The sequence below is a fragment of the Alteromonas sp. CH_MED4-4 genome (assembly GCF_037029575.1).
Classification (GTDB): Bacteria; Pseudomonadota; Gammaproteobacteria; order Enterobacterales; family Alteromonadaceae; genus Alteromonas; species Alteromonas macleodii.
Genome location: NZ_JAYMEU010000014.1, coordinates 30,397 through 55,514 on the forward strand (window position 1 = coordinate 30,397; position 25,118 = coordinate 55,514).

General features: G+C 43.9%; 20 protein-coding genes. 9 read left to right on the forward strand and 11 right to left on the reverse strand.

The genetic code is table 11. From position 1 onward, the window contains the following. Positions 1-35: 35 nt before the first annotated feature. Entirely contained in the window at positions 36-941 is a 906-nt protein-coding gene (gene rimK / locus WA381_RS11300) for a 30S ribosomal protein S6--L-glutamate ligase (RefSeq protein WP_061095924.1), read from the reverse strand. A gap of 276 nt (positions 942-1,217) precedes the next feature. On the opposite strand from rimK, the gene WA381_RS11305 reads away from it, so the two are divergent. Further along, the gene (locus WA381_RS11305) at positions 1,218-1,841 is read left to right on the forward strand and encodes a mechanosensitive ion channel family protein (RefSeq protein WP_014950819.1); all 624 of its coding nucleotides are present in this window, start codon (positions 1,218-1,220) and stop codon (positions 1,839-1,841) included. 47 nt (positions 1,842-1,888) lie between these two features. On the opposite strand, the gene WA381_RS11310 is transcribed toward WA381_RS11305, so the two are convergent. Next, complete coding sequence (locus WA381_RS11310) at positions 1,889-5,332, reverse strand: PAS domain-containing hybrid sensor histidine kinase/response regulator (RefSeq protein ID WP_014980379.1); 3,444 nt, start codon at positions 5,330-5,332, stop codon at positions 1,889-1,891. A 257-nt stretch (positions 5,333-5,589) separates the two neighbouring features. On the opposite strand from WA381_RS11310, the gene WA381_RS11315 reads away from it, so the two are divergent. From WA381_RS11315 to WA381_RS11330, 4 genes are all read left to right on the forward strand, one after another. After that, on the forward strand, positions 5,590-5,856 hold the full coding sequence (locus WA381_RS11315) for a DUF4212 domain-containing protein (protein ID WP_014950817.1): 267 nt from the start codon (positions 5,590-5,592) through the stop codon (positions 5,854-5,856). Between the two features lie 3 nt (positions 5,857-5,859). Continuing rightward, the gene (locus WA381_RS11320) at positions 5,860-7,566 is read left to right on the forward strand and encodes a sodium:solute symporter family protein (protein ID WP_336132185.1); all 1,707 of its coding nucleotides are present in this window, start codon (positions 5,860-5,862) and stop codon (positions 7,564-7,566) included. A gap of 98 nt (positions 7,567-7,664) precedes the next feature. Continuing rightward, positions 7,665-9,494 carry a putative nucleotidyltransferase substrate binding domain-containing protein gene (locus WA381_RS11325; RefSeq protein WP_061486589.1) on the forward strand — a complete coding sequence of 610 codons (1,830 nt, stop codon included), beginning with the start codon at positions 7,665-7,667 and terminating at the stop codon, positions 9,492-9,494. Positions 9,495-9,498: 4 nt separating this feature from the next. Then, positions 9,499-10,188 carry a 3'-5' exonuclease gene (locus WA381_RS11330; RefSeq protein WP_014980376.1) on the forward strand — a complete coding sequence of 230 codons (690 nt, stop codon included), beginning with the start codon at positions 9,499-9,501 and terminating at the stop codon, positions 10,186-10,188. 32 nt (positions 10,189-10,220) lie between these two features. Here WA381_RS11330 and WA381_RS11335 read toward each other — a convergent pair whose 3' ends face one another. The 3 genes from WA381_RS11335 to WA381_RS11345 all read right to left on the reverse strand — a co-directional run bounded on the left by WA381_RS11335 (position 10,221) and on the right by WA381_RS11345 (position 12,484). Beyond that, positions 10,221-11,201, reverse strand: a complete 981-nt coding sequence (locus WA381_RS11335; RefSeq protein ID WP_061486588.1) for a GGDEF domain-containing response regulator — start codon at positions 11,199-11,201, stop codon at positions 10,221-10,223. Positions 11,202-11,335: 134 nt separating this feature from the next. Then, positions 11,336-11,755, reverse strand: coding sequence for an MAPEG family protein (locus WA381_RS11340; protein WP_061486587.1), 420 nt, complete (start codon positions 11,753-11,755; stop codon positions 11,336-11,338). 222 nt (positions 11,756-11,977) lie between these two features. Continuing rightward, on the reverse strand, positions 11,978-12,484 hold the full coding sequence (locus WA381_RS11345; protein WP_039228607.1) for a fasciclin domain-containing protein: 507 nt from the start codon (positions 12,482-12,484) through the stop codon (positions 11,978-11,980). A gap of 285 nt (positions 12,485-12,769) precedes the next feature. Here WA381_RS11345 and WA381_RS11350 point away from each other — a divergent pair, with 285 nt between their 5' ends. Beyond that, complete coding sequence (locus WA381_RS11350; RefSeq protein ID WP_061486586.1) at positions 12,770-13,927, forward strand: tetratricopeptide repeat protein; 1,158 nt, start codon at positions 12,770-12,772, stop codon at positions 13,925-13,927. 55 nt (positions 13,928-13,982) lie between these two features. Here the strand turns inward: WA381_RS11350 and WA381_RS11355 are convergent, their stop codons facing one another. The 5 genes from WA381_RS11355 to WA381_RS11375 all read right to left on the reverse strand — a co-directional run bounded on the left by WA381_RS11355 (position 13,983) and on the right by WA381_RS11375 (position 18,894). Continuing rightward, complete coding sequence (locus WA381_RS11355; protein ID WP_014950810.1) at positions 13,983-14,822, reverse strand: isopenicillin N synthase family dioxygenase; 840 nt, start codon at positions 14,820-14,822, stop codon at positions 13,983-13,985. A gap of 169 nt (positions 14,823-14,991) precedes the next feature. Next, entirely contained in the window at positions 14,992-16,203 is a 1,212-nt protein-coding gene (locus tag WA381_RS11360) for a NupC/NupG family nucleoside CNT transporter (protein ID WP_014950809.1), read from the reverse strand. Between the two features lie 12 nt (positions 16,204-16,215). Further along, positions 16,216-16,839: a uridine kinase gene (udk, locus tag WA381_RS11365; RefSeq protein WP_014950808.1), complete on the reverse strand. Its 624-nt coding sequence runs from the start codon at positions 16,837-16,839 to the stop codon at positions 16,216-16,218. Positions 16,840-17,047: 208 nt separating this feature from the next. Then, the gene (locus tag WA381_RS11370) at positions 17,048-18,001 is read right to left on the reverse strand and encodes a hypothetical protein (RefSeq protein ID WP_014977472.1); all 954 of its coding nucleotides are present in this window, start codon (positions 17,999-18,001) and stop codon (positions 17,048-17,050) included. After that, positions 18,001-18,894, reverse strand: a complete 894-nt coding sequence (locus WA381_RS11375) for a PhnD/SsuA/transferrin family substrate-binding protein (RefSeq protein WP_014977471.1) — start codon at positions 18,892-18,894, stop codon at positions 18,001-18,003. Before WA381_RS11375 ends, WA381_RS11370 begins: the two co-directional genes overlap by 1 nt. Before the next feature lie 384 nt (positions 18,895-19,278). On the opposite strand from WA381_RS11375, the gene WA381_RS11380 reads away from it, so the two are divergent. Next, positions 19,279-22,488, forward strand: a complete 3,210-nt coding sequence (locus WA381_RS11380) for a TonB-dependent receptor (RefSeq protein WP_014977470.1) — start codon at positions 19,279-19,281, stop codon at positions 22,486-22,488. Positions 22,489-22,676: 188 nt separating this feature from the next. Then, entirely contained in the window at positions 22,677-23,360 is a 684-nt protein-coding gene (locus WA381_RS11385; RefSeq protein WP_014977469.1) for a type 1 glutamine amidotransferase domain-containing protein, read from the forward strand. An 84-nt stretch (positions 23,361-23,444) separates the two neighbouring features. On the opposite strand, the gene argR is transcribed toward WA381_RS11385, so the two are convergent. After that, complete coding sequence (argR, locus tag WA381_RS11390) at positions 23,445-23,909, reverse strand: transcriptional regulator ArgR (RefSeq protein ID WP_014977468.1); 465 nt, start codon at positions 23,907-23,909, stop codon at positions 23,445-23,447. A gap of 237 nt (positions 23,910-24,146) precedes the next feature. Between argR and mdh the strand changes: the two genes are divergently transcribed. Further along, entirely contained in the window at positions 24,147-25,085 is a 939-nt protein-coding gene (gene mdh / locus WA381_RS11395; RefSeq protein WP_014950802.1) for a malate dehydrogenase, read from the forward strand. The last annotated feature ends 33 nt before the right edge of the window (positions 25,086-25,118 follow it).

Here is a 25,118-nt window from a genome sequence, read left to right on the forward strand (position 1 = left end):
TATTTACGTTATTGCATAGCAAAGGGTAAAGGGCGCTAGCCCTTTCCACGGGTTTTTGTTTTGTGCGGCTCTGCACTTTTTTCAATGAACTCAATGATCATACTGGCGACATCTTTATTGGTCGCCTTCTCAATGCCTTCAAGGCCCGGCGAAGAGTTTACTTCCATAACGACTGGACCGTTGTTCGAACGAAGAATATCTACGCCACAACAATTTAGTCCCATCGTTTTAGCCGCATCTACCGCTGTTTTGCGTTCCGCTGGACTTAGGCGAACTAAACTTGCATGACCGCCACGGTGAAGGTTAGAGCGGAATTCCCCAGGTGCTGCTTGGCGCTTCATCGCTGCTACAACTTTTCCACCTACCACGAAGCAACGAATATCTGCACCGCCCGCTTCTTTAATGAACTCTTGCACTAAAATACTGGCGTTAAGGCCCATAAAGGCTTCAATGATCGACTCTGCCGCTTTTTGCGTGTCGGCCAATACCACGCCAATACCTTGCGTGCCTTCAAGTAACTTAATAACCACTGGGGCGCCGCCAACCGTTTTAATAACATCGTCGATTTTGTCAGGGTGGTGTGCAAAGCCTGTTCTAGGCATACCTATGCCTTTACGTGATAAAAGCTGCAATGAACGCAATTTATCTCGAGAGCGGCTGATAGCAACCGACTCGTTAAGGCTGTATGTGCCCACCATTTCAAATTGGCGAACGACCGATGTGCCGTAAAAGCTAACCGATGCGCCAATTCGCGGGATCACTGCATCGTAATAGGGTAGTCGCTTACCGTTATAGCGAACTGACGGTCGCGCACTGGTGATATCCATGTAGCAGTGCATGGTATCGATAACGTCAACCTGATGCCCGCGAGCCTGCCCAGCTTCGACTAAGCGTGAAGTAGAGTAAAGACGAGGATTTCTAGAAAGAATTGCAATGCGCATTATAAAAAAGCCTGTAGTTTGTGTTTTATTTTGTCGTTTTATCGACCAATCTATTACCACGTTAGAACGTGATTGTTAAATAGACAAGTCATTTTTGCGCGCATACTAATGTAAGTGTTCGGGGGTGTCTTACGAATAATTCTTGTTGTGTCGATTGCTTTTAATGCATGAACTTGAGTGTTTTTCACGTTAGCATTAGAGCGCGTTGGCCTTTCTAACGTAAAATCAGAATTTAAGGTCAGTCTGCTTAACGAAAAAATGTAAGGATTTGGGTTAATGAATGAGTGGTGGCATGGGTTTTTGGCGTGGTTAACTCAGTACCAGTCAAATGTCGTGTGGAGTGGTTTGGTTTTACTAATTTATTTGGCGATGTCTCGTAAGTTGCTACCAAAATTAGAAACCAACATCGTAAAGTCAAAGCTAAAATCAAATAGTGCTATTAAAGGACTTTTTGCTGCACGGGTTATTGTCGCTACAGTATCGTTAGCCTTGTTGTTGCTAGCATGGGGGATCGATTTTTCTGGGCTCTTAGTGCTTTCCACTTCTATCATCACGGTAACCGGTGTTGCGCTTTTTGCTAGTTGGTCACTCATCAGTAACATCACTGCGTATTTTATTTTGCTCACAAACGTAGCGTATCGCAGAGGTAATTATGTGCGCATTCTCGACGGCGATAACTTCATTGAAGGTGTGATTGCCGATGTAGGGCCGTTTAGCACGCGCTTGCTTACTGCTGAGCGTGAAACCCTCATGTATCCTAATAACCTAATTTTAACCCGTCCTGTTTTGCTCAACCCTAAAGAGAAGTGGGGAGCAATGGGAAAAGTGGTGGCGAAGTCGAGCGTAGAAACGCCGGTGGTTAAAATTGAAGAAAGTAAACCACACGACGAATTACTCTAGACGTCTTTCCTTACTCACATAGCGAAAAACCTGCAGCGAGCTACTAGCTACACGTTTTTCGCCTCCCTGATGTAGCGCGTCATACTTTGAAGTAGTGCGCGCAGTTTCGCTGGTTTTAGCGGTTTAGCTAAGAAGTTTACGCCTTGGGCTTTACACTGTGTAACTAAGCTTTCATCTGGTGTCGCCGTAATAAGCGCTGCTGGCACCACAATATTAAGTCGATGTCTTATCTCTTCAATCAAAGCTAGCCCATTTTTCTCGCTGTCATGACTGAGCTGATAATCCATGAGTAAGATTTGAGGCTGAATAGTCTCACAGACTTTCAACGCGTCATCCCAGTTGTTTGCAAGCACCACATTGATTCCCCATTTCTGTAATAGGGTCTGCATGGCATCTAAGTTCTCTCTTTGATCGTCCACGCAAAGCACGTCCATTCCTGTAAATGTTGTACTGCGGGGCTTTGCTGTAACGTTGGATACCTGTTTTGGCTCAGCTTTATCCAAGCTAAACGCAAAGCAGCTGCCTTTGCCTATTTTTGAGGTAACACTAATATCGCTGTTCAACTGCAGACTTAAACGTCGTACAACCCCCAAGCCAAGACCTATACCATGTTCCTTGCTTTCGTTTGCGCGGAAAAAGTCACCAAAAATGCTGTCTTTTTTATCGGTAGATATGCCAATGCCTGTGTCGATAACTTTGAAATAAACGGTGTCTTTGACAGGCTTGATAATGAACAAGACGCGGCCATTTTCCGTGTATTTCACCGCATTTGAAAGCAAGTTTTGCGTTATTCGGTATAAGTACGTTTTGTCAGCTTTTACCCAGCACGGGCGTATAATCGCTTTAAAACCAAGTCCTTTTTCCCGCGCGCGCATCGCCATTTCGTCCACAAGTGGTGACAGCAGGGTCCTTACATCAATAGACTCAATATCGGGTTTCATTTCACCTTGATCTAAGCGTGCGATATCCAGCAAAGTGCCAATCAGTGTTTCGCTAGACGTCACGCTATGGCTAAGCTTTTGAATAATGGCTAGCGCTGACTCAGTCAGTTCTTGTTCTTCAAGGGCGCTCACGTAGAGCTTGGCCGCATTTAGCGGCTGCAAAACATCATGGCTTGCGAGCGCCAAGAAGCGGGTTTTACTAGCATTGGCATCTTCTGCAGCCTTTCGTGCCCTTATCAGTTCTTTCTCGGCATCAGAGCGCCGTTCTATTTCAAGTCGAAGCTCGGCGTTTATGGAGTGTACTTCTTCAGTACGCTTCTTAATACGAGCCTCAAGGTCAATGTTTGATTCTTCAAGCGCTTGCTGTATTTCCACGTGTCCGGTGATGTCGTTGAAGCTTGTTACGAAGCCTCCGCCAGGTAAAGGATTACCTACCATCTCAATAACCCGTCCATCCATTCGTTGTCGCGTGAAGCGATGGGGCATACCAGAGCGCAAATGAGCCAGCCTTTTTTCCACTTCACCGTCTACGTTATCTGTGCCGAACTCACCTTGTGAAGCGTTATACCGAATAAGCTTTTCTATAGGCGTACCTACTGCCAACAAGTTATCAGGGTAAGGGTAGAGGTTGGCATAGCGTTTATTCCACGCTACCAAATTTAAGTGTTTGTCGACTACGCTAATGCCTTGGTCCATGTTTTCAAGTGACGTGAGTAGTGCAGTCATATTAAATTGCATGGCTTGCGTTGTGTCATCGAAGAAGTTGATAACCTCGGTAAAGTCCATCTTCTTACCACGCAATGCACTGTCTAGTAGTACTTTGGCACTCGACGCGCCAATAACGCCACCCAAGGCGCGTTCGCAAAATGATAAAAACGACTCATTTGGCGTATCGTCGTGCTTTAATTGGCAATTATTGAGTTGCTGATATTGCTCTAATAATTGTTCACAACGACCGGATCCCATAAAGGTCGACAATAACGTTATGAGATCGGAGACGGTCACGTTAGTTGCCTGCGCTTTAACGGTGTTGTTAGTGGAAATGGCAGGAGATACAAAGGCCTCAGCTTGCATTCTGTCGATAAGACGCTGCGGTGCAAAGTGTGAAAAGAGTATGTAAACAAAACTGTTCGCCGCTAAGCTAATCATGGCGCCTTGGCTAATGAGTTCATTTTGTTCCATTTGTGAAACTTGCTCGCTCACAATGGGAAGCACAAGCCACAATACCCAAATCACTAATCCCACCATTAGCCCTGCGTAAACCCCGTGCGCATGCGCGCGCTTCCAGTAAAGTCCGCCAACAATGGCTGGCATAAGCTGGATAACTAACGAGAACGCAATAAGCCCAATTGAATGAAGCGAGCGGCTGCTGGTCATTTGCTGGTGGTACAAAAACGCCATAAGCAAGATAAACGCGATGACGATACGGCGAATAAGCCTGATTTTGCTCGACACGTCCTGTTTGTCATCGGTATTGCCTGTAAATGCAAGAATGCGCGGCAAAATCACATCGTTGGTGAGCATAGTACTCAGCGTGAGTGTTGCCACAATGATCATAGCTGTTGCGGCAGAGAGCCCACCTACAAAGACAATCACTTGAAGAAGAACTGACTCTGAAAATACAGCCAGCGACAGTACGTAAGAGTCGGGCTCGATATTAGCGCCAGCAAAAATGGCTTTGCCTGCAATGGCGATAATAGGAATTACCGCTGAAATAATGGTCAGGTAGAGAGGGAATAACCACCTTGCCGTGCGCAGATGACCTAGGCTTAGGTTATCAATAATGGCAACGTGAAACTGCCTAGGCAAACAAACAATGGCCGCTGCCGCCATGATAGTTTGAGCGATGAAAGTAAACGAACCAAACTGCGCCAAGGCTATTTCATTGGTGAAACTTTCGAAGAATGGACCAGACTGGGTGCGCTTCCACGCACTATAACCAACAATGGCAACCAGCACTAACGCCAGCAATTTAATGGTCGACTCGAAGGCGATAGCCAGCATCAAACCCCGTCGGTATTCGGTGACGTCCGTTTGCCGGGTACCGAAATATATTGCGAATGCCGCGATGAAGCCAGTGGCGGCAATAATAATGCCGTTGCTGTTAGGCTGCTGAGTAAGGAGTTGGAAAGTAGCGCCCACTGCTTTTAATTGAAGCGCGATATAAGGAATAGTGGCAAGGAGCGCGATAAGTGTAACTACCAAAGCTACGGTTTGGCGCTTGCCATAGCGCGACGCGATGAAGTCGGAAATGGTAGTGATGTGTTGCTTCTTGCTGACGAGGGTTAACTTGTAAATAAACTTATAACCCAAGACGTAAACGAGAATAGGCCCAAGCATGATTGGCAGGTAAATCCAGGTGTCTCTACTTGCTTGGCCTACCATGCCGAAAAAAGTCCATGCGGTACAATAAATAGCGAGGGCCAGCGAATATATAGCGGGATGTGACGTTAGTGCTCTAGCGGTGGGCGAGTTCTTTTCACCCCAACTCGCCAGTGAAAACAGCAAGAAGAGGTACAGTACTGCAAGTGTTACCCAACCAAAAACCATAACGTTCCTTTTAACTTAGTTTTAACAATGCTGTCGCTATTATAATCATTTCGACCATGGTCTACCTACGACCATGGTCTCATTTTGAATTTTTAAAGGCAGGTCTAGAGTAATACGCGAGCTCCTAAATGCTTGACTTTGCTGCCTGTGATTGTTTTTCCTCAACCACGTAACACGCAGCAATAACGTTAACAAAGCCGGGCGTTAGGAATATGTAAAATCATAACAATCAATTAACCTGACATGAGGGTGAAACAATGGCATTTAGAAACGAAGAGGACAAAAAAGCGTATTGGAGGGAGAATCTCGCTCTTCTCGCCAAGCTTTTAGTCGTTTGGTTTATCGTATCATTCGGTGCCGGCATTATTTTTGTCGATATCTTAAATGAAATCCAATTTTTTGGCTTTAAATTAGGCTTCTGGTTTGCGCAGCAGGGCGCAATTTACGTATTTGTTGCATTGATCTTTGTCTACATGGCGAAGATGAACGCCATGGACAAACGCTACGGCGTAGATGAGGAGTAAATCATGGACGTTCAAACTTTAACGTTTATTATCGTTGGCGCATCGTTTGCGCTTTATATCGCCATCGCTATTTGGGCTCGCGCAGGCTCAACTAACGATTTTTACGTTGCAGGTGGCGGTGTACCTCCCGTTATGAATGGGATGGCAACGGCAGCAGATTGGATGTCGGCAGCCTCGTTCATTTCAATGGCGGGTCTTATCTCATTTATGGGGTATGACGGTGCAGTATATCTAATGGGGTGGACAGGTGGTTATGTTCTACTTGCGCTTTGTTTAGCTCCCTATTTACGTAAATTTGGCAAATTCACGGTACCTGACTTCATTGGGGATCGTTACTACTCACAAACCGCGCGTACAGTTGCTGTATTTTGTGCAATCTTCGTTTGCTTTACATACGTTGCAGGTCAAATGCGTGGCGTAGGTGTGGTATTCAGCCGCTTCTTAGAGGTTGATATTGTGTCTGGCGTGGTTATCGGTATGGTTATCGTGTTCTTCTACACCGTACTTGGCGGTATGAAAGGCATTACTTACACGCAAGTTGCACAGTATTGTGTAATGATTTTCGCCTACATTGTGCCGGCGGTATTTATCTCTATGATGGTAACAGGACATATCCTGCCGCAAACCGGCTTTGGTGCAACCTTAGCAGACGGTTCGGGGGTGCATATGCTGCAGAAACTCGATAATTTATCTGTCGAGTTAGGCTTTAACGAGTACACCTCAGGAACAAAAAGTACCATTGATGTATTCTTTATCACCTTTACGTTAATGGTAGGTACAGCGGGTCTTCCACACGTAATCGTTCGCTTCTTCACTGTGCCTAAAGTTCACGATGCGCGTAAATCTGCAGGCTATGCACTAGCGTTTATCGCAATTCTATATACCACAGCACCGTCACTAGCAGCGTTTGCCCGTGTGAATATGATCGAAACCATTAATGGACCTGAAATGACGGGAACCAGCTATGAAGAAGCGCCGTCGTGGATTAAAAACTGGGAACAAACTGGCCTTATTTCATATGAAGATAAGAACGGTGATGGCAAGATGTTCTATTCGGGTGACGAGCGCAACGAAATGAAAGTTGACCGCGATATCATGGTATTGGCTAATCCTGAAATTGCGAACTTACCTGCGTGGGTTATTGCACTCGTTGCAGCGGGTGGTGTGGCAGCAGCACTGTCAACGTCCGCAGGCTTGCTGCTGGTTATTTCAACCTCTGTTTCCCATGATTTACTGAAACGAAACTTTATGCCAAACATAACCGATAAAGCCGAGCTCATGTATGCGCGACTTGCTGCTGGGGTGGCCATTGTTATAGCAGGTTACTTCGGTATCAATCCGCCAGGCTTTGTTGCACAGGTGGTAGCATTTGCCTTCGGCTTAGCGGCGTCGAGTTTCTTCCCGGCAATTATTATGGGTATCTTCAGCAAGCGCATGAACGATAAAGGTGCTATTGCTGGTATGATTTCAGGTATTGCCTTCACTGCGGCTTACATTATTTACTTCAAATTTGTAAACCCAGCGGCCAATACGCCTGACAACTGGTGGTTTGGTATTTCTCCTGAGGGTATTGGTACCTTAGGTATGATGGTGAACTTCATTGTGGCTTTCCTTGTGTTCAAAGCAACAGATGAAGCGCCAGAAGAAATCCAAGAACTGGTTGAAAGCATTCGTTATCCTAAAGGAGCGGGTGAAGCATCAGCCCACTAAACTAATGTTGCCTTAAGATAGGCTTTAGCAAAATAAAACCAATCTACTGGCGAAAGTGAGTAGGTTGGTTTTTTCTTTTTGTGAACTGGACATTCCCTATGACTGCGATGGCTAAACAAGTTGAAGACTTTCTCAACACATCAGCACCTTTTGACGTGCTGGATAAAGAGCAGAAGCTTGAGCTAGTAAAACATACTGAATTGATTTACCTGACAGCGGATAATGTGGGCGACCTGCAAAAGGGCAGAGCGTCACTTTTTCTTATTCAAAATGGACAGTTTTCCGTCCAAGATTCAGATGCCCCTTTGCGCCATTTAAGTGAGGGCGACTACTTCGGCTACACCAATATAATGGAAAAACGTAATTTTTCATTAAGCATCAGTGTAGACAGTCCAGGTCTGGTTTACTGTTTTGAAGCGTCTGCTGTTATCCCGTTATTTGAACTGCCAGCAATTCGAAATTTTTTTGATGGGCTGCGCAATAATGCCCTTCAAAACCATGCTATTTCCGATAGTAATTCCATGTGGCTTTATAAAGGGCTTGAGGATGTTATTAATAAGTCTCCCGTGTCGGTGGACGTAGAAACGTCAATAACAGTGGCGGCGCAGATCATGACGAATCAAAAGGTATCGTCATTACTGGTTACACGAGAAGATAAACTTATTGGCATTATCACCGACCGAGACTTACGTTCAAGAGTGGTTGCCACCTCTCTCGATATTCATCATCCAGTCAGCCATATAATGACGCCTAATCCTGCGCAGATAATGGGAAATAGAACGCTATTTGATGCCTTGGCGCTTATGACCGAAAGGAACATCCATCACCTACCGGTTATCGACCAGAAAACCCTTGTGCCATTGGGTATGGTGACAGCCAGCGATATCATTCGTCATCAGCGTGGTAACGTTCTTTTTATTATTGGAGAGCTAAGCAAAGCGGAGAACCTTTACGAACTAACACGGCTATCCTGGCAGTTGCCGCATTATTTCTCTGCTCATGCGAAAAAAGCAGGGGACTATGACATTGCTGGCAAAATTTTATCTCAAGCTACCGATATTATGACAAGAAAGCTTATTGGCTTTTTCCAACAGGCTAACGGGAAAGCCCCCATGATGTTTGCGTGGCTTGTTTATGGATCGCAGGCAAGAGAAGATCAGACGATGGGTTCGGATCAAGACAATGGACTGCTTCTTGCTGAGCGGCCAAGCGAAGCGCAAGCAGAATATTTCGCAAAAATGGCTGATTATGTGTGTAACGGTTTGGCCAAATGCGGCATTAAACTGTGCGATGGTAATATTATGGCGAGCAATTCTAAACTTAGACTCTCGCTTGAGGAAGCCATTGAAGAAGCGAAGCGATGGGTAAAAGCACCAACTAAAGATGCGATTATGCACTTTAATATTTTTCTTGATGTTCGCTGCGCAGCCGGGGATATAAGTTTATTTAAGCAGTTGCAGCGTCAAAGGGCCCCCTTGATGAAGCAAAATATGTTCTTAGCAGCGCTTACGAGAAATAGTAACGAAATATCGGTTCCGCTTTCCATGTTTCAAAAGTTCATTTATGAAAAAGGCCGTAAAGAGAAGGACGTGATCGACCTTAAAACCCGAGCCGTGGCCTTAATTAACAATATCGCCCGTATATACGCGCTAGCTGATGGCGTGACGTTGCCTAACACACTTGCTCGGTTAGACGCGCTATCGGAAAATTCACAGCTCTCAAAAAGAGATGCGACTAACCTACGTGATATTTGGCTGTTTTTAAATCGTTTGCGTTGGCGTCATCAGTTGGAAAATAAAGTAACGGACAATCGTGTGTCGGTTTCAAGTTTATCATCGATAGAAAAGCATCAGCTAAAAGCCGCATTCAAGGCTATAGAGCGAACCAATCAAGCAATGGTTATGAAGTTTTCTGGCGGCGTAAGTTAACTCCATGATAACGCGAATAATCGAAGCCTGTGCATCGGTACTGTTTGGGAAGCGTCAATTCAGAAAGTCGTTACGTGATAAAACGTTGGGCGACACCCCTTTGGCGTCTGTTGATTTAGAGCTCACATCGTTAGACCCTGTGACAACTCAAATTACATCGATTGGCTATGTAAGTGGTTCAGCTGGAAAAATTACGCTTTCCTCCAGTGGCTATCACGTTATTAATACGTCAGCGGACTTAGGACAAAGCCCTGTAATACACGGATTGACCTTAGATATTTTGCAACAAGGCGAAGGCTTAGCAGACGCCATCAATTCATTGCTACCACTACTGAAGACACATGTTCTAATTTTTCACAATGCGCGATTAGATTTGATGGCGCTTGATAGTGCCTTCAAACGGTGTGGATTACCGCAGATGGAAGTGCTCTATATTGATACGCTTCAGCTCGCACTTTATCAGTTAAACAAACAACATCAGGTGTTACCGAGTAATAGTGCAACGCTAACGGTTTGTAGGCAACGATTAGACTTACCCGCGTTTCCTGAACACAACGCACTAGATGACGCGCTAGCGACAATGCAGTTGTTTTACGCCCAGCTAAATGAATTGGGAATTACTTTGGAGAATTCACTCGAGTCTTTGGCTCACACGAATGCTGTCGGCAGTTTTAAGCTGGGAGTACCGCATTAGCGTCTAGAGCAAGGCAACGCTAATTATAGTGCCTAAGCCTTAAGTTTTGTGGAATGACTCGATGCTTTTATTTTGCCAGCGCTTACTGCTGTCGGCGCCACGAGTTGATTTCGCCCAGAGGTTTTGGCCACATACAGATTTTTGTCTGCTTCTAACATGACGTAGTCGATAGTTTTATTGTCATCAGCATGCTTGACGGCTAAGCCAGCACTTAGCGTAACGCGTTCATACTCAGATGACGCATGAGGAATATTCAGGTCATAAACCGTTCGCAATAAGCGCTCAGTGACGGCCTTCGCGCCGTTTACATCGGTGTTAGGCAGAATAACCAAAAACTCTTCACCGCCAATTCTCACTAATTTGTCCATAGGTCGAAGTAGGGCGTCGTTGATCGTTTTACTGACCTTCCACAAACAGCTATCGCCATCTATATGACCATACATATCATTGAACAGTTTAAAGTGATCAACATCAAAAATAACCAAGGAGAGAGGAGTAACATTACGCAACCCATCTCTCACTAAACGGGGTAAATAGTCGTCTAAATAGTGGCGATTGTAGGCACCTGTTAACTTATCTACATAGATAAGCTTTTCGAGCAAATCGTTTCTAAGCTTGTGATTGATGTGTGATTTTACACGGTTGCGTAGGGTACAAGCGTTTACCGGCTTCACCACAAAGTCAACGCAGCCTGATTCCCAACATCTCGACTCTTCTTCATCACTTGACGAAGAGGTTACGAAAATAATAGGAATGTGAGCACACAACGGCTTTTTTCTTAACAATGCGGTGGTCTGATGCCCGTCTAATTCGGGCATTGAAACATCCATGAGGATTAGGTCAGGCGTATGGTACTTGCAATATTCAATTGCTTCTTTACCTGAGCCCACAGAGGCGCAGGCGACTGTGTCTTCAAGTAAAGTTTCCAGAACAAGTCTGCTGCTGGCTTGGTCGTCGACAATCAGTACTTTGCAATCTGCTAAAGTTCGGTCGCCAACTTGTTCAATATACACAAGTACTCCTAAACACAAAGGTGAGTGTTCAGGTTCAAGAGTACGCCTAATTTTAGAAAATGTGGATTAACCAAAAGTTTAATATTTAACCATTTGGTTCAATTTCACTCTTATCTTCTTATTTTATATCGTTTCTAAGAAAACAAATTAAACACTGCAAGACCAAATACGCCGAAGGTACACAGTGTGCCTATCATATAAAAATAGCTTCTTGGGCTTGGATTTTTTTCTGTAGCGATTGCGTAATACAGCCCCATATGAATGATGCGACTTAGCGCGTAAATCCAAACAAGAGCCGCAAGTATGCTGGTTGATGCGCCAAGAAAAATGCAAAGAAGAGCTGGAAGCGTAAACTGATGAATATTTTCGAGCGAATTGTGAAATGTTCTGTGGCTTCTGAATACGAAACTATCATGACTCAATTCCTCCCTGACTTTCCCTGGAATATAGCGAGACTGTTTTCTGTGAGCGATAGCGGCAACGATGTTTTGCACGAAAACGGTAAAGCTTATAAGCAAAAGGCCCGCAATACTATATGTGTAGACTGTGAACACGTGAACTCCTTTCTTTATTCCTTGAATGGATTCAGACAACTGGTTAGATGACAACGAAGGACTGTTTAAACATGCGTATGTTAAACATGCCCGTGACTAACTAACCGTTTAATGTTTCTACGCCGAGACTTGTTGAAGAGATCGAAGCACATGCATAAATCGATGAACGAAAGCACCAACTTTTAGTGCTTTCGTTTTCAGCGCTTTTCTTTGCAAGAGGGATTACAGCGCCGCTTTAACATCGTTTGGAAGCAACACAGTATCGATCACGTGAATAACACCGTTACTCGTCATGATGTCGGCTTTGATCACATTTGCGTCATTTATCATAACCTTATTCATATCAGTTGAGACCATTACCTTGCTTCCTTCGACGGTAGTGGCATCAGATAGCCCAGCTACATCTTTTGCTGTGACTTTACCCGTTACTACGTGATAAGTGAGAATTTTAACAAGGGTTTGTTTATTCTCAGGTTTCAATAGCATTTCAATGGTGCCTGCCGGGAGTGCAGCAAAAGCTTCATCGGTGGGAGCGAAAACAGTGAATGGCCCATCTCCCTTTAGTGTAGTGACCAAGTCGGCAGACTTAACTGCGGTGACAAGTGTTGAGAACATGTCGTTGCTTGCTGCCGTGTCGACAATATCTTTATGTCCATCCTTTGCATGATGGCCAGCAACCGCTGAGGCACTCAATACAACTAAGAAGAACGCACTAATTAACTTTTTCATACTCTTTCCTTTTGCCTATTACATTACGTTAAGTGAAATTCAACATCCTTCGTTTAGCCAACTACTGACCTACGCCACTGAAAGCTACTGAATTGAGAATTGTTACGGCACTTCAGGGAAATTTGATGATTAACTTTGTGTAATGCCAAGTCGCAATGTATGAGCACCTAAGGAAGCGAGTAAAATTATGCGTTGAATGAGCTTTAAACTGAGTTGTAAATAAAATGTAAATTCAAGGCGCACTGCTATACTTAATCTATCGAGTAAATAAGAAAGGTGCCTATTATGAATGCTCGACTCGCTGTTCCTTTGTTGTTATGCATAGTGCTTGCCGCTTGCCAATCTACTGATAATCAGCATGTAAAAGCTGCGCCCACTTTGTTAAACGACAGTCTCTTTCCTTCCTATACGTTATTTCCCGTAGAGTCTTCAGATGAAATTTTTTACTTAGACGAAGACGCACAGTTTTTTGCCGAAAGGGCAGTTTACGAAAAAAGTATCCTGCAAAAGAATGTAAAAGGGTTAGTAAAAGCAATTTTCGATCATTCTGATCATGGGATGCTTTATCGTAACAGCGCAAATACAACGGCAAATACAACATTTAATAACCGAGCCGCGAACTGTCTGTCTCTTTCTATTATGACGTACGCTTTGGCAGAACACGTTGGACTCAATGCAACATTTTACGAGGTGAAAATTCCGGAATATTGGACACGACGAGAAGGGTATAGCTTACTGAATGGGCACATTAACCTTCGACTCTCATTGCCAAATGAAAGTCCTGTTGCAGCTGTGGGAGGAACGTGGGCAGACGTTGATTTTGATCCACAAATGCTGCGAAATTACTTCCCAAGAAATGCCGTTTCCAAAAACAAAGTAATAGCAATGTATTACAACAACAAAGGAGCGGATGCCTTAGTGGCGAACAGCTACACTCGGGCCTATAGCTATTTTCGTGCAGCAGCAAAAGTCGCTCCCGAACTTCAGCAGAGCTGGGTGAACTTAGGTGTGCTTTATAGGATGGTGGATGAATATGAACAGGCTGAAATGACATACAAACACGCACTATCGTTAAATGAAGAAAACTTAACCGCATGGGAAAATTTATCCATTCTTTACACTTATCAAGATAGAGATAACGAGGCTTTAAAAATAACGCAAATGGTAGAAGCTAAGCGGAAGCATAATCCATATTACCATTACATTTTAGGAGAACAGGCACTTGAGGCAGGTGATATTGCATTGGCAATAGTTCATTACGAAAGAGGACTAAGACTTGATAACGCGCGCCATGAGATTCTATTTGGGATGGCAAAGGCCTATCACGAGTTAGGTGATGTAAGTGAAGCTCAACGTTATTTAGAGCGAGCGGTCAGGTATTCGCCCAATGAGCAAGAAAAGCAACGCTATTCGTCAAAACTGGCAACGATAGCAAGCAGTTAAAAAAAAGCCGCAGACTAGCTGCGGCAAAAGAATAACACTACAAAAGGAACTTAATTTATATAACGCCCAGCTCACGAAGGCGCTCTTGCAGGTATGACCCTGCGGTATGACGTTCTGAAAGAACAACATCTGGTCTAGGGTGTAAGAACAGCGGCAATGAAATACGAGATTTCGTCATGTCAGCACCATCTGGGTTTACAACCCTATGCGTAGTTGATGGGAAGTATCCGCCAGATGCTTCTTGAAGCATGTCGCCAATATTCACAATCAAGTTCCCGAAATCACACGGAACTTCAATCCAACTACCGTCTTTAGCTTGTACTTGCAATCCAGGCTCGTTGGCTGCAGGCAAGATAGTAATCAAATTAATATCTTCGTGAGCAGCTGCGCGAATTGCGTCTACTTCTTCATCACCTTTTAGTGGTGGGTAGTGCAGTATACGTAGCAAGGTTTGATCAGAATCTTTGATCATGTCACCCAGCGGTTGACTGTACTTATCGCTCACCTCTGAAGGAGAATGTTTTTCTATCCAACCCAATAGCTCTTTCGCTAGTGTGTTTGCTTCCCCATAGTACTGGGAAATCTGCGGGTGTAGCGCTTCTGGACACTGACCCCACGGATAGAAGTGGTAATACTCTTTAATGTCTTTTTTCGTAAAGCCTTTGGCTACCTCAGATACGCTCTGAGGGAAAAATCCGTCTTGTTTACCCTTGTTGTACAGGTAATCGTTCTTCTCTTCACTGTCGAAGAAGCCCTGCCAATTGTCGTAAATACCTTGAACTAATGACTGTTGGATAGGGTGATTTTTTAAAACACCGAACCCTGTCTCGCGAAGTGACTTCACGAATTCTTCTTGTGCGTTTTCCGCTTGGTAATCAACAGCAACTAATTGCATAACTTTATCCCGTATATTTTGACTGCGGCATTATAAAGGTAGACGGGCTACAGAAAAAAGTCGCAGAAATTGACATAAATCAACCCCGCGAGGAATTTGCGCGTAATTTACAGAAACCTGACCAGTTAGTCTAGTAAAATCTTGACCAACTGGTCCAAATTAATGAAATTTAACCAAGAGAGAGGTAAAAGCCCGCTAGCGCGGCACTCATTAAGTTAGATAACGTTGCAGCAATAACAGCTTTTAACCCCAGTCTCGCAATTTCTTTTCTGCGTGTTGGTGCCATGGCACCAATTCCACCCATCAAAATAGCGATAGAAGAGAAGTTTGCAAAACCACAAAGTGCAAAGGTGATAATGGCCTGAGATGCTTCAGATAGCTGTGATTGGTTCTCTAGGAAGTTTAGGTAGGCAACAAATTCGTTAACTACCATTTTCTGACCAATAAAGCTGCCTGCAAGTTGCGCTTCCTCCCATGGTACGCCGATTGCCCATGCAAGAGGTTGAAGCACATAACCCAGGATCCCTTCAAACGTCACGTTTTCATAGCCAAATAATCCTGCTGTCCAGCCAATAAGGCCGTTAAACATGGCAATAAGTGCTATGAAAGCGAGTAGCATTGCACCTACGTTTAACGCAAGTTGCATGCCTGATGCAGCGCCACTGGCGGCTGCATCAAATACATTGGCGTAGCCGGTATCTTCCGCATCTACGTCATGTAAATCTTCATTTGGCTTACTGGTTTCTGGCAACATGATTTTTGCCATAAGTAAGCCACCTGGCGCAGCCATAAAGCTAGCTGCTAGCAAATACTTAAGATCTACCCCCATGCCAGCGTAGCCCGCCATTACTGAACCAGCAATTGACGCCAAACCACCCACCATAATGGCAAATAGCTCAGAGCTCGTCATGTGTGGAATAAAAGGGCGAACCACAAGAGGCGCTTCTGTTTGGCCCACAAAAATGTTGGCAGCAGAAGACATGGATTCAGGTCGGCTAGTTCCCAGCGCTTTCTGTAAAAAGCCACCGATAACCTTGATGATCAAACCCATTACTTTGAGGTGATAAAGAACGGCAATAAGCGCCGAGAAAAACACGATAACTGGAAGCACGTTAAAGGCAAAAATAAACGCGATCGACTTGTCACCAATAGGACCGAACAAGAAATTAATGCCTTCTTGGCTATAAGCAATGATGTTGGCGACAAAACGCGTTGCGCTCAACAATACTTCTTTACCAGGTTCAGAATACAGGACAAACGCGCCAACGGATGCTTGAATAGCAAATGCGCCACCAACGGTGCGCCAATTTATATTGCGTTTCGCCGATGATAACGCGAAGGCAATACCCAGAAGGACTGCAATGCCCAGTAAACTCACCATAGTAATGTTCCCTTAAAGAAGCGCTTGCTGAATGTGTGATTTGATCACATCTAATGCAATTTGGTTTTTGCCACCTTGCGTCACTACTACGTCGGCAGTGAAGCGGCTAGGTTCGATAAATTGATGATACATAGGCTTAACAGTTTCTTCGTACTGTTTTGCCACAGATTCAATACTACGACCGCGTTCTTTTAGGTCGCGCATCATTCTGCGCATCAAACAAATATCAAGAGGAGTATCAATGAAGATCTTCACGTCGTACAAAGGAAGTAGATCAGTACGAGCAAGTAGCATGATACCTTCAAGAATAATGACTGGCGCAGGATTTAGACGCTCAGTTTCAGGCAAACGCGTATGCGTTTTATAGCAGTAATGTGGATAGTCAATAGGCTGACCATCGCGCAATGCTTGCAAGTGTGCTTTCAAAAGCTCATGTTCAAAGGCATTCGGGTGATCATAGTTGTTCTTCTCACGTTGCTCCATGGGAAGATGATCTTGCGCACGGTAGTAGTGATCTTCGCGCAGCACTTGAACAGGGCGGCCTTGAGCACTGAAGCCGTTAAACAAATTTTTTGTAAAAAGAGACTTCCCAGAGCCAGAAGCTCCAGAAATGGCAATAATAAGTGGCGATTGCATAGTACTATAAAGCTGATTTTGTTGGTGCAAAGATACGCGTTTAGGCCTCGCGAATCAATGTTATATTCACAAGTTCTCGGTTTTTGGATCGGTCTTTGCTAGAACTTTATCGTATTTTCAAGGTATTGCAGGGTGTTTAGTCAGCATGCAAAAAATACCAAAAAGTTCTCCAAGTGGTCAGTTTTTAACTGAACAAGTCAAAATATCGCTAGTTACCAATTATCTCTATATCGTCGTCCTTAATACTCGGTAATGCATACGAATGCTGCTTTGAGCGAGAGCCCTCACCTTGCGCTCTGGGTGGGTAGTAGGTCTCTTTTTCATCAACATAACCAGAAAATACATCGTCAAGTGCTGCGCGTATTTCGCTGAGGGTTTTATCTAAATTTGCATTGAAATCTGGGCGTTTTCGCTTGGTATGGCCCAATTCGATTAATCGACCAAAACTCTTGTTGGCCAGAGCCAGTAGTTCAGTCGGAACGTCTTTATGTGGCTGTAGAGGCTGATCGGGGTGCTCTATACAATATTTTACTAGAGCCGTGTAAAAGCACAGTGGTTTATTCTGCAACGTGATGGCTTTGTCATCGATTCCGTTAGAAATCGTTTTATCTTTTAAGTTGATTACGAGTTTTGGGGAAGGAGGGATAACTTCTTCTAAGGTTGCGCGTTTCCTTTTGGTTTTACTCGAAACAGCAAAAAATGGTGTAACGAGTAATGATGCGATAAGCGCAGTCCAACTAAAAGCAAAAGTACTGGTGACGGCTTTACTTCGCATCTCTACCTTAATGACTTGTTCAGCGTTGACGAAATTTGCCGTAAAAGACAAAGGGTAACCCGTAAAGTCTTCATTGCTCGTCACAATATCTTGGATTCCTCTGACTAGAACGGGGTAGTTTTCGTCCTTAAGCGTGCCGTTTAGTTTTCCAAGATAACGGTAAATGGCGAACTGATTTACAGGCGTGTTAAGGGTGTTGTTTCCAACGTCTAAAAACGCGCTGTCTAGGCTTACCCTTCGCTCTACCTTATCAAGTGCACGGTGAAGAGAAGTATGGTGTGAAAAGTATTGTGCAGTCAAAGCGATGCATTGGAAACATGCTAACAAGACAAGACCATTAAAGATGATAAAGGCTTTGGGCTTAAAATATATTCTCTTACTACCCATTAGTTACACCCTTCCTCTAATGTAATAGTTTTGTAATAAGGTCTAGGATGAGACATTGCAACTTCATGAATTACCGACTGTATAGCGCAAAATAAGTCTGTGTTTTGCGTCTGCATTTTCAAATACCATTGCATTCCACTTACACTTTCCTGCAGCGGCGTTGCATAGTTTCTTGAGAAGTTGTCTTTGTCTTCTTCTGCCCAATATGAGGAGATAATATCAATATCACCCGCGAGCAAAGCTCGTCGCAGTTCTTGGTGAGAACTGAAGTAAACAATATCTAAATTGGAGTCACTGAGTCCGAGGTTCTGCAAAACAGTTTTGGGAACAATATGACCAGAACGGCTGCTCGGATAATCGAGCAATCCTATCTTTTTACCTAGCAAGTACTCTTTAGATAGTAGAGGTCGTTCTCTTAGCGCGATAAAAAAAGCTGAGTAGTCAGGATGCGATGCTACTTTGGTTAATCCATAAATTTGGTCAGCCCCGAACGCATCTACGACATTACTTTTCACCAGCGCTAAATCAACAACGCCATGATTAATGTATCGAAAGGTATCGTAATCACTTTGGCCTATTGTAACTTTAACTTCACCGTATTGGCGCTTAATCGTTTTATCATTGCATAGGCGCTCGCTTGCCATTTCAGCAATTCTACCGTCAGTAACATACACAGAAAAGACGTCGCTATTGCCCTGTAAATCAGTTTTGCAGGTCAAATATTGACCGGTTTGTGGGGCGATGTCACTATACTCATCGGAATTTTGAAAATAGTTTATCGAACCGCACACAAGTGCAGCTAAGATAAAAATTATCCACTTTCCGGTAGCAACAATTCTGAAATTCGTCAAAAAAACGACCAAATGAATTAACGATTTATATAGTGATTTCATCAGTTAAGGTTATTTATTGCAATAGGTAAATTTATTTTATTGTGTTAACTCATTGAAAAGTTATGTATTTTTATGAGTAAACCTGATTTTTATTAAACGCTGTTTATTAGTAGCATATCTGCCAAGAATAGAATCAGCTATTCGTCGCAGATTGACAATAATAATAACAAGTAAATTAACCTGACCATATGGTCAAGTATTATTTTGCAAACTCAATAGCCTCGGGCGATTGCTGTTAAATAAAAATATAAAATTGTAATAAATTTGACACGAACCTTTACGACAATTTGTCGGGTTCAGTGAAAGTCATAGGTTTTATGTAGTACTTTTTGCACTACACTAGGCCGAGTAAAAAAGAATTTTAAACAAAAGGGAAACACACACATGAACTTCAAAGCAAAGCTAAGTCGCGTAGCGATCGCTGTTGCTGTTGCTGCAGGTTTGGCTGGTACAGCCACGGCACAGACAACAACGTCGTCTATTCGAGGCAATGTTGTCACTGAAGCTGGCTCAGACCTTTCTGGCGCGACAGTCACAATTAAACACGAACCTACAGGTACTTCCTCGGTCGCGACCACAAATGAAAACGGCACTTTTTCTTCGCGCGGTCTTCGCGTGGGTGGCCCTTATACTATCACTATTTCAGGTGATGGTTTCGTTCCTGCGAAAGTAGAAAACGTTTATCTTTCTCTAGACCAAGCGTTGGATCTTCCAATTCAACTTGAGTCGTCTCGTAGCACTGAAGTTATTACTGTAACTGGTAGTACTGCAGGCACTGGGTATACTAATGAAGCTCTTAGCACAAGTCTAGGTCTTCAAGCGCTTCAGCAAGTAGTATCGATTGACCGTGATATTACAGATGCGGCTCAACTTGACCCTTTTGCATCAGTAAACGTTCAAAGCGGTGGTTCAAAAGAGCTTAGCATTGCGGGTGCGAATAATAAGTTCAATTCTTTGACAGTGGATGGTGTAGCATTAAACGACCGTTTCGGCCTTAACGCTAACGGTTACCCTACTCAGCGCTCTCCAATTTCTTATGATGCAATTGAATCTTTGTCAATCCAGACCGCGCCGTTTGACGTTGAGTATAACGGGTTTACCGGTGGTACAATCAACGCTGTAACCAAATCAGGCACGAACGAATTCCACGGCTCAGTTGGTTACTATTACACTGACGATTCATTCGCTGGCGATAACAATGGTGATGAAGAATTCAATCTTGATTTCGAAGAAGAAACGTTTGTTGCCACTTTAGGTGGTCCGTTAATAAAAGATAAGCTCTTTTTCTTTGTAGCTTACGATAAATTTGAATCTGTAGCACCGCTTAATCGTGGGCCTGCTGGGTCAGGCGCCGTTAATGAAGTTCCAAATATCACGCTAGATGATGTTGCCCAAGTTTCTCAAATCGTTTCTGACGTTTGGGGCTTTGACATAGGCAACTTCCAGAAAGACGATGTACAAGACGAGAAAGTTCTTGCAAATATCGATTGGAATATCAACGATGATCACCGCGCTAAGTTTACTTATATGCTTACCGACGGTAACTCAATCAATGAGCAAAATGGTAACAACTTCCTAGCGCAAGACGAAGTACTTGGCGCATCTTCTGCGTGGTATGACCGCTCAGAAAAGGTTGAAAGTTTCATTGCACACGTCTTCTCTGACTGGACTTCAGACTTCTCTACACAGTTCAAAGTAGCAAAAACAACGCAAGCTACAGGCCAAGAGTCGCTAAATGGTTCTGAGTTCCCTAACTTTGCCGTTTTCCTACGTGAAGTCGATGGCGATGAAAATTACTTGACGATTGGTCCAGACCGCTTCCGTCACGGTAACTCTCTTGATCAGGACTTCTTCCAAGTTAAACTAGTTGGTATTTACACAACTGGCGACCACATCATGAAGTTTGGTTATGAGCGTGAAGAAGTTGACGTAAATAACCTATTTGCACAAAACTCTGAAGGTTCATACCTATTTAACAGCCTAGAAGACCTTGCAAATGCTGAAGCTTCTGCGCTGCTTTACAATAATGCTATTACAAACGATGAGAACGACCTTCGTGCGATCTGGGGTTACAACTACAACTCACTTTACTTCCAAGATTCTTGGGAAGCGACAGCTGAGTTAACTATTGACGCTGGTATCCGTTATGACTGGTATGAAGCTGAAGGCTCTATCCGCGAGAACCAAAACTTTGTAGACCGCTACGGCTATTCAAACACCAATGATGTTGATGGGCTGGATGTAATTCTTCCTCGTGTGTCATTCCAGTGGTATGCGTCTGATTATACAACTGTACGTGGTGGTATTGGTCGCTTCTCTGGTGGGGCGCCAAGCGTTTGGGTATCAAACAGCTACTCAAATGACGGCGTAATTTCTGACAATTATCAAGACTTTGGTTCTGGTCAGACATACCAAGTTCCTACTACACCAGATGCTGCTACAGGCCAGTACATTCCACAGAACATTCTTGACCAGCTTGCTAACATTGACCCAGATGGCGATGTGAACGCGCTGGCAGATGACTTTGATATACCTACAACTTGGAAAGTAAGCTTAGGTGTTGCGCACGAGCCAGAGATGGAAGAACTAGAAGGTTGGTTGTTCTCTGCTGATGTGCTTTACAACAAGCTTGAAAATGCTACTTACTGGTATGATCAACGCTGCGAAAACCCAGTTAGTACAGCGCCTGATGGTCGTGGTGTTTATGACTGTAGCGAAGGTCCAGAAGCTATCGTAACAAGCTCAATTGATGAAGGTGATTCAATATTATACGCCTTGTCTGCTTCAAAAGCTTGGGATACCTCTTATGGCTCATTCGACTTCTTTACAAGTTATACTTATGCTGACGTAGAAGATATCGGCTATGGTACATCTTCAACTGCGACATCTAACTACTCCGACTTTGCTGCTTATGATCGTCAACAACCACAAGCTGGCACGTCTAACTTCCAGACCGAGCACCTTTGGAAAATGCGCTTCAATTGGAAGAAAGAGTTAATTGACGGCTATGAAACGACTGTTTCAATCTTTGCCGAGCGTCGCTCTGGCCAGCCTTATAGCTACACATTCGATGAAAACAACGCATGTGTGCTAGATGTTGGTGGTGGTCGTTGTGCGCGTGAAAGCCGTAACGATGATGCAGGACACCTGCTTTACGTTCCAGATGGCATCAATGATCCATTGTTTGCAGCAACTTCATTTGGTGGTGACCTAGCAGCTCAGCAAGAGTTCATCGACTATATTAATAGTTCAGAGCTAGCTCAGTACAAGGGTGGAATTGCTGAACGTAATGGCGACAACTCTCGCTGGTCAACAATCATTGATGTGCGTATTCAACAAGAACTACCAGCGCTTTACCCTGAGCATAAGTTGACGGTTTTCTTTGATATAGAAAACTTCGGTAACCTACTGAATGACGATTGGGGCCGCATCGAGCGTACTCGCTATGAATATGAGCGTGCTGTAGTTTCTGCAAATATCGTAGATGGTCAATATGAATATTTTGACTTGAACAGTGATTCACGTATTAAAAACCTAGAAGTGCTTGACCAATCAGTATGGCAAGTTCAGTTCGGTATTAAATACGACTTCTAATTACTTAGTTTAAAAAAGTTGTAGTGTTAGGTGCCACTCTCCTTAACAGGAAGTGGCACTTTTTTATGTCTGCGATTTATCTCACACACCTGTTACTTACCGCGCATAGCCTTTGCTTATGATCTAAGTCCCTCCACTACACGAATTAACTGACGAGAAAATTTTTTAAATGCTCGCAAGGAGGGCTTATGACAAAACGTATGCTAATGGTAATGACGTCTCATGAAATAATGGGTGATACGGGTAAGAAAACAGGCATGTGGTTAGAAGAGTTCGCAGCGCCATATTACGCATTTAAAGATCAAGACTATACGATTACCCTTGCGTCGCCAATGGGAGGCCAAGTACCTATCGACCCAAATAGCCTTGCAGATGATGCGATGACAGACGACGCAATAAGATATACAAAAGATGAACTGGCGCGAAGTGCAATGGCGTCGACCATACCGCTTGAAGATGTGCGTGCTGAAGAATTTGACGCCGTATTTTACCCGGGCGGTCACGGCCCTTTGTGGGACCTTTCTGACAACGCGCACTCGATTAAGTTAATCGAAGACACAATTGCAGCGAATAAGCCTGTTGGTGCAGTGTGCCACGCTCCAATCGTGCTTAAGGACGTTAAAACTCCAGATGGCAAGTACTTAGTTGATGGTAAACAGGTAACTGGATTTTCAAACAGCGAAGAAGCGGCAATGGAACTCACTGACGTAGTGCCTTACTTAGTTGAAGATGAGCTAGTCAAAAAGGGTGGAAAATATGAAAGTGCCGACGATTTCGCCGTAAAAGTGTGTACTGATGGCTTGTTGGTAACGGGACAGAATCCACCATCGTCACGCCCCGCAGCAGATGCGCTAATTAAGCTTTTATCTTAGGAAAGCTTCAGTTAATTACCGAGTCAGAAACCGCATCTTGTATGCGGTTTCTTATTTTTTGATTGTCAGCTTTTGGAGCCATGGCTAAACGTTTTCAAATAAATCTTCAACGCGTTGTCTTAATTCTTCAATTCTTGTCACGTCAGCAGGGGCAATAAAAATCGTGTCATCACCCGCAATCGTCCCTAATACGCCATCTTTTTTACTCAATGAATCAAGTAGACGAGCAATAAGCTGTGCAGCACCAGGGCTGGTTCTAATGATTACCATTACGTTGTTGTGAACGATATCCAGTACTAGCTGTTTAAGAGGGCTTTTAGCCGTAGGCATACCTAGCTCTGGAGGCAAGCAATACACCATGTCACCTCGGGCATTTCGCGTGCGTACCGCGCCGAATTTGCTTAGCATTCTAGAGATTTTAGACTGGCTGATATTGTCGAAGCCTTGTGCTTTTAATGCATCAACAATTTCACCCTGTGAACCGTAACTTTCTGCTTTAAGAATTTCTTTAAAAGCTTTGATGAGTAGCTCTTGTTTTGCGTTTGCCATTAGCGCTCTTTTCTTTTTTGAGGGTTATCGTTAGGAATTATATTTAGTATGCGTATATTGTGCCGTACAGGTAGACTTTGCGCAATTTCTTTGCATAATCATTCATGATAATGAATATCGAGATAAAATCGCCATAAATAACGTTAATAAGACGATCCGGTGATTGAGTTTTCCCCCGCGTTGCATTAGTGTGACGTTCCGTTTAAATACGTGAAGTAATCCCATAGGAGAAATGGTATGAAAGTAGCCGTGTTAGGTGCTGCCGGTGGTATTGGTCAGGCGCTGTCTTTGTTGTTGAAAACACAATTGCCAGCAGGTTCAGATTTAGCGCTTTACGACGTAGCGCCAGTTGTTCCTGGTGTTGCCGTTGATTTGAGCCACATCCCCACTGCGGTAAAAGTAACCGGTCACGGTAAAGATGACCTAGCTGATGCACTAACTGGAGCAGACGTTGTTCTAATTCCAGCGGGTATGCCTCGTAAGCCAGGTATGGATCGCTCTGATCTATTCAACATCAACGCCGGCATTGTTAAAAACCTAATCGAAGGTGTAGCTGATAACTGCCCGAACGCGTGTGTTGGTATCATCACTAACCCAGTTAACACTACTGTTGCTATTGCAGCTGAAACGCTTAAAGCAAAAGGCGTTTACGACAAGAATAAGCTTTTCGGTGTAACGACACTAGACGTTATCCGTGCTGAAACGTTTGTTGCTGAACTTAAAGGTGTAGACGTATCTTCTGTGCACGTACCGGTAATCGGTGGTCACTCTGGTACAACTATCCTTCCTCTACTTTCACAAGTTGAAGGCGTAGAGTTCACAGACGAAGAAGTTGCTAGCCTAACTACTCGTATCCAAAACGCGGGTACTGAAGTTGTTGAAGCTAAAGCGGGCGGCGGTTCTGCAACCCTATCAATGGGTCAAGCAGCGGCACGCTTCTGTCTATCTCTAGTTGCAGCAATGCAAGGTGAGAACGTTGTTGAGTACACTTATGTACAAACTGACGACAGCGACGACGCAGCATTCTTTGCACATCCAGTTCGCCTAGGCGCAAACGGTGTTGAAGAAATCTTGCCATACGGCGAGCTAAGCGCATTTGAAGAAAAAGCGAAAAACGACATGCTTGAAGGCCTACGTGGCGACATCAAGCTAGGCGTAGACTTCGTAAACGGCTAGTAACGCCTGAAGCGGATGTACTAGCATCTGCTA

Coding starts and splice junctions, on each gene's coding strand:
- rimK (WP_061095924.1), bottom strand. CDS start 941: ATGCGCATTGCAATTCTTTCTAGAAATCCTCGTCTTTACTCTACTTCA.
- WA381_RS11305 (WP_014950819.1), top strand. CDS start 1,218: ATGAATGAGTGGTGGCATGGGTTTTTGGCGTGGTTAACTCAGTACCAG.
- WA381_RS11310 (WP_014980379.1), bottom strand. CDS start 5,332: ATGGTTTTTGGTTGGGTAACACTTGCAGTACTGTACCTCTTCTTGCTG.
- WA381_RS11315 (WP_014950817.1), top strand. CDS start 5,590: ATGGCATTTAGAAACGAAGAGGACAAAAAAGCGTATTGGAGGGAGAAT.
- WA381_RS11320 (WP_336132185.1), top strand. CDS start 5,860: ATGGACGTTCAAACTTTAACGTTTATTATCGTTGGCGCATCGTTTGCG.
- WA381_RS11325 (WP_061486589.1), top strand. CDS start 7,665: ATGACTGCGATGGCTAAACAAGTTGAAGACTTTCTCAACACATCAGCA.
- WA381_RS11330 (WP_014980376.1), top strand. CDS start 9,499: ATGATAACGCGAATAATCGAAGCCTGTGCATCGGTACTGTTTGGGAAG.
- WA381_RS11345 (WP_039228607.1), bottom strand. CDS start 12,484: ATGAAAAAGTTAATTAGTGCGTTCTTCTTAGTTGTATTGAGTGCCTCA.
- WA381_RS11350 (WP_061486586.1), top strand. CDS start 12,770: ATGAATGCTCGACTCGCTGTTCCTTTGTTGTTATGCATAGTGCTTGCC.
- WA381_RS11355 (WP_014950810.1), bottom strand. CDS start 14,822: ATGCAATTAGTTGCTGTTGATTACCAAGCGGAAAACGCACAAGAAGAA.
- WA381_RS11360 (WP_014950809.1), bottom strand. CDS start 16,203: ATGGTGAGTTTACTGGGCATTGCAGTCCTTCTGGGTATTGCCTTCGCG.
- udk (WP_014950808.1), bottom strand. CDS start 16,839: ATGCAATCGCCACTTATTATTGCCATTTCTGGAGCTTCTGGCTCTGGG.
- WA381_RS11370 (WP_014977472.1), bottom strand. CDS start 18,001: ATGGGTAGTAAGAGAATATATTTTAAGCCCAAAGCCTTTATCATCTTT.
- WA381_RS11375 (WP_014977471.1), bottom strand. CDS start 18,894: ATGAAATCACTATATAAATCGTTAATTCATTTGGTCGTTTTTTTGACG.
- WA381_RS11380 (WP_014977470.1), top strand. CDS start 19,279: ATGAACTTCAAAGCAAAGCTAAGTCGCGTAGCGATCGCTGTTGCTGTT.
- WA381_RS11385 (WP_014977469.1), top strand. CDS start 22,677: ATGACAAAACGTATGCTAATGGTAATGACGTCTCATGAAATAATGGGT.
- argR (WP_014977468.1), bottom strand. CDS start 23,909: ATGGCAAACGCAAAACAAGAGCTACTCATCAAAGCTTTTAAAGAAATT.
- mdh (WP_014950802.1), top strand. CDS start 24,147: ATGAAAGTAGCCGTGTTAGGTGCTGCCGGTGGTATTGGTCAGGCGCTG.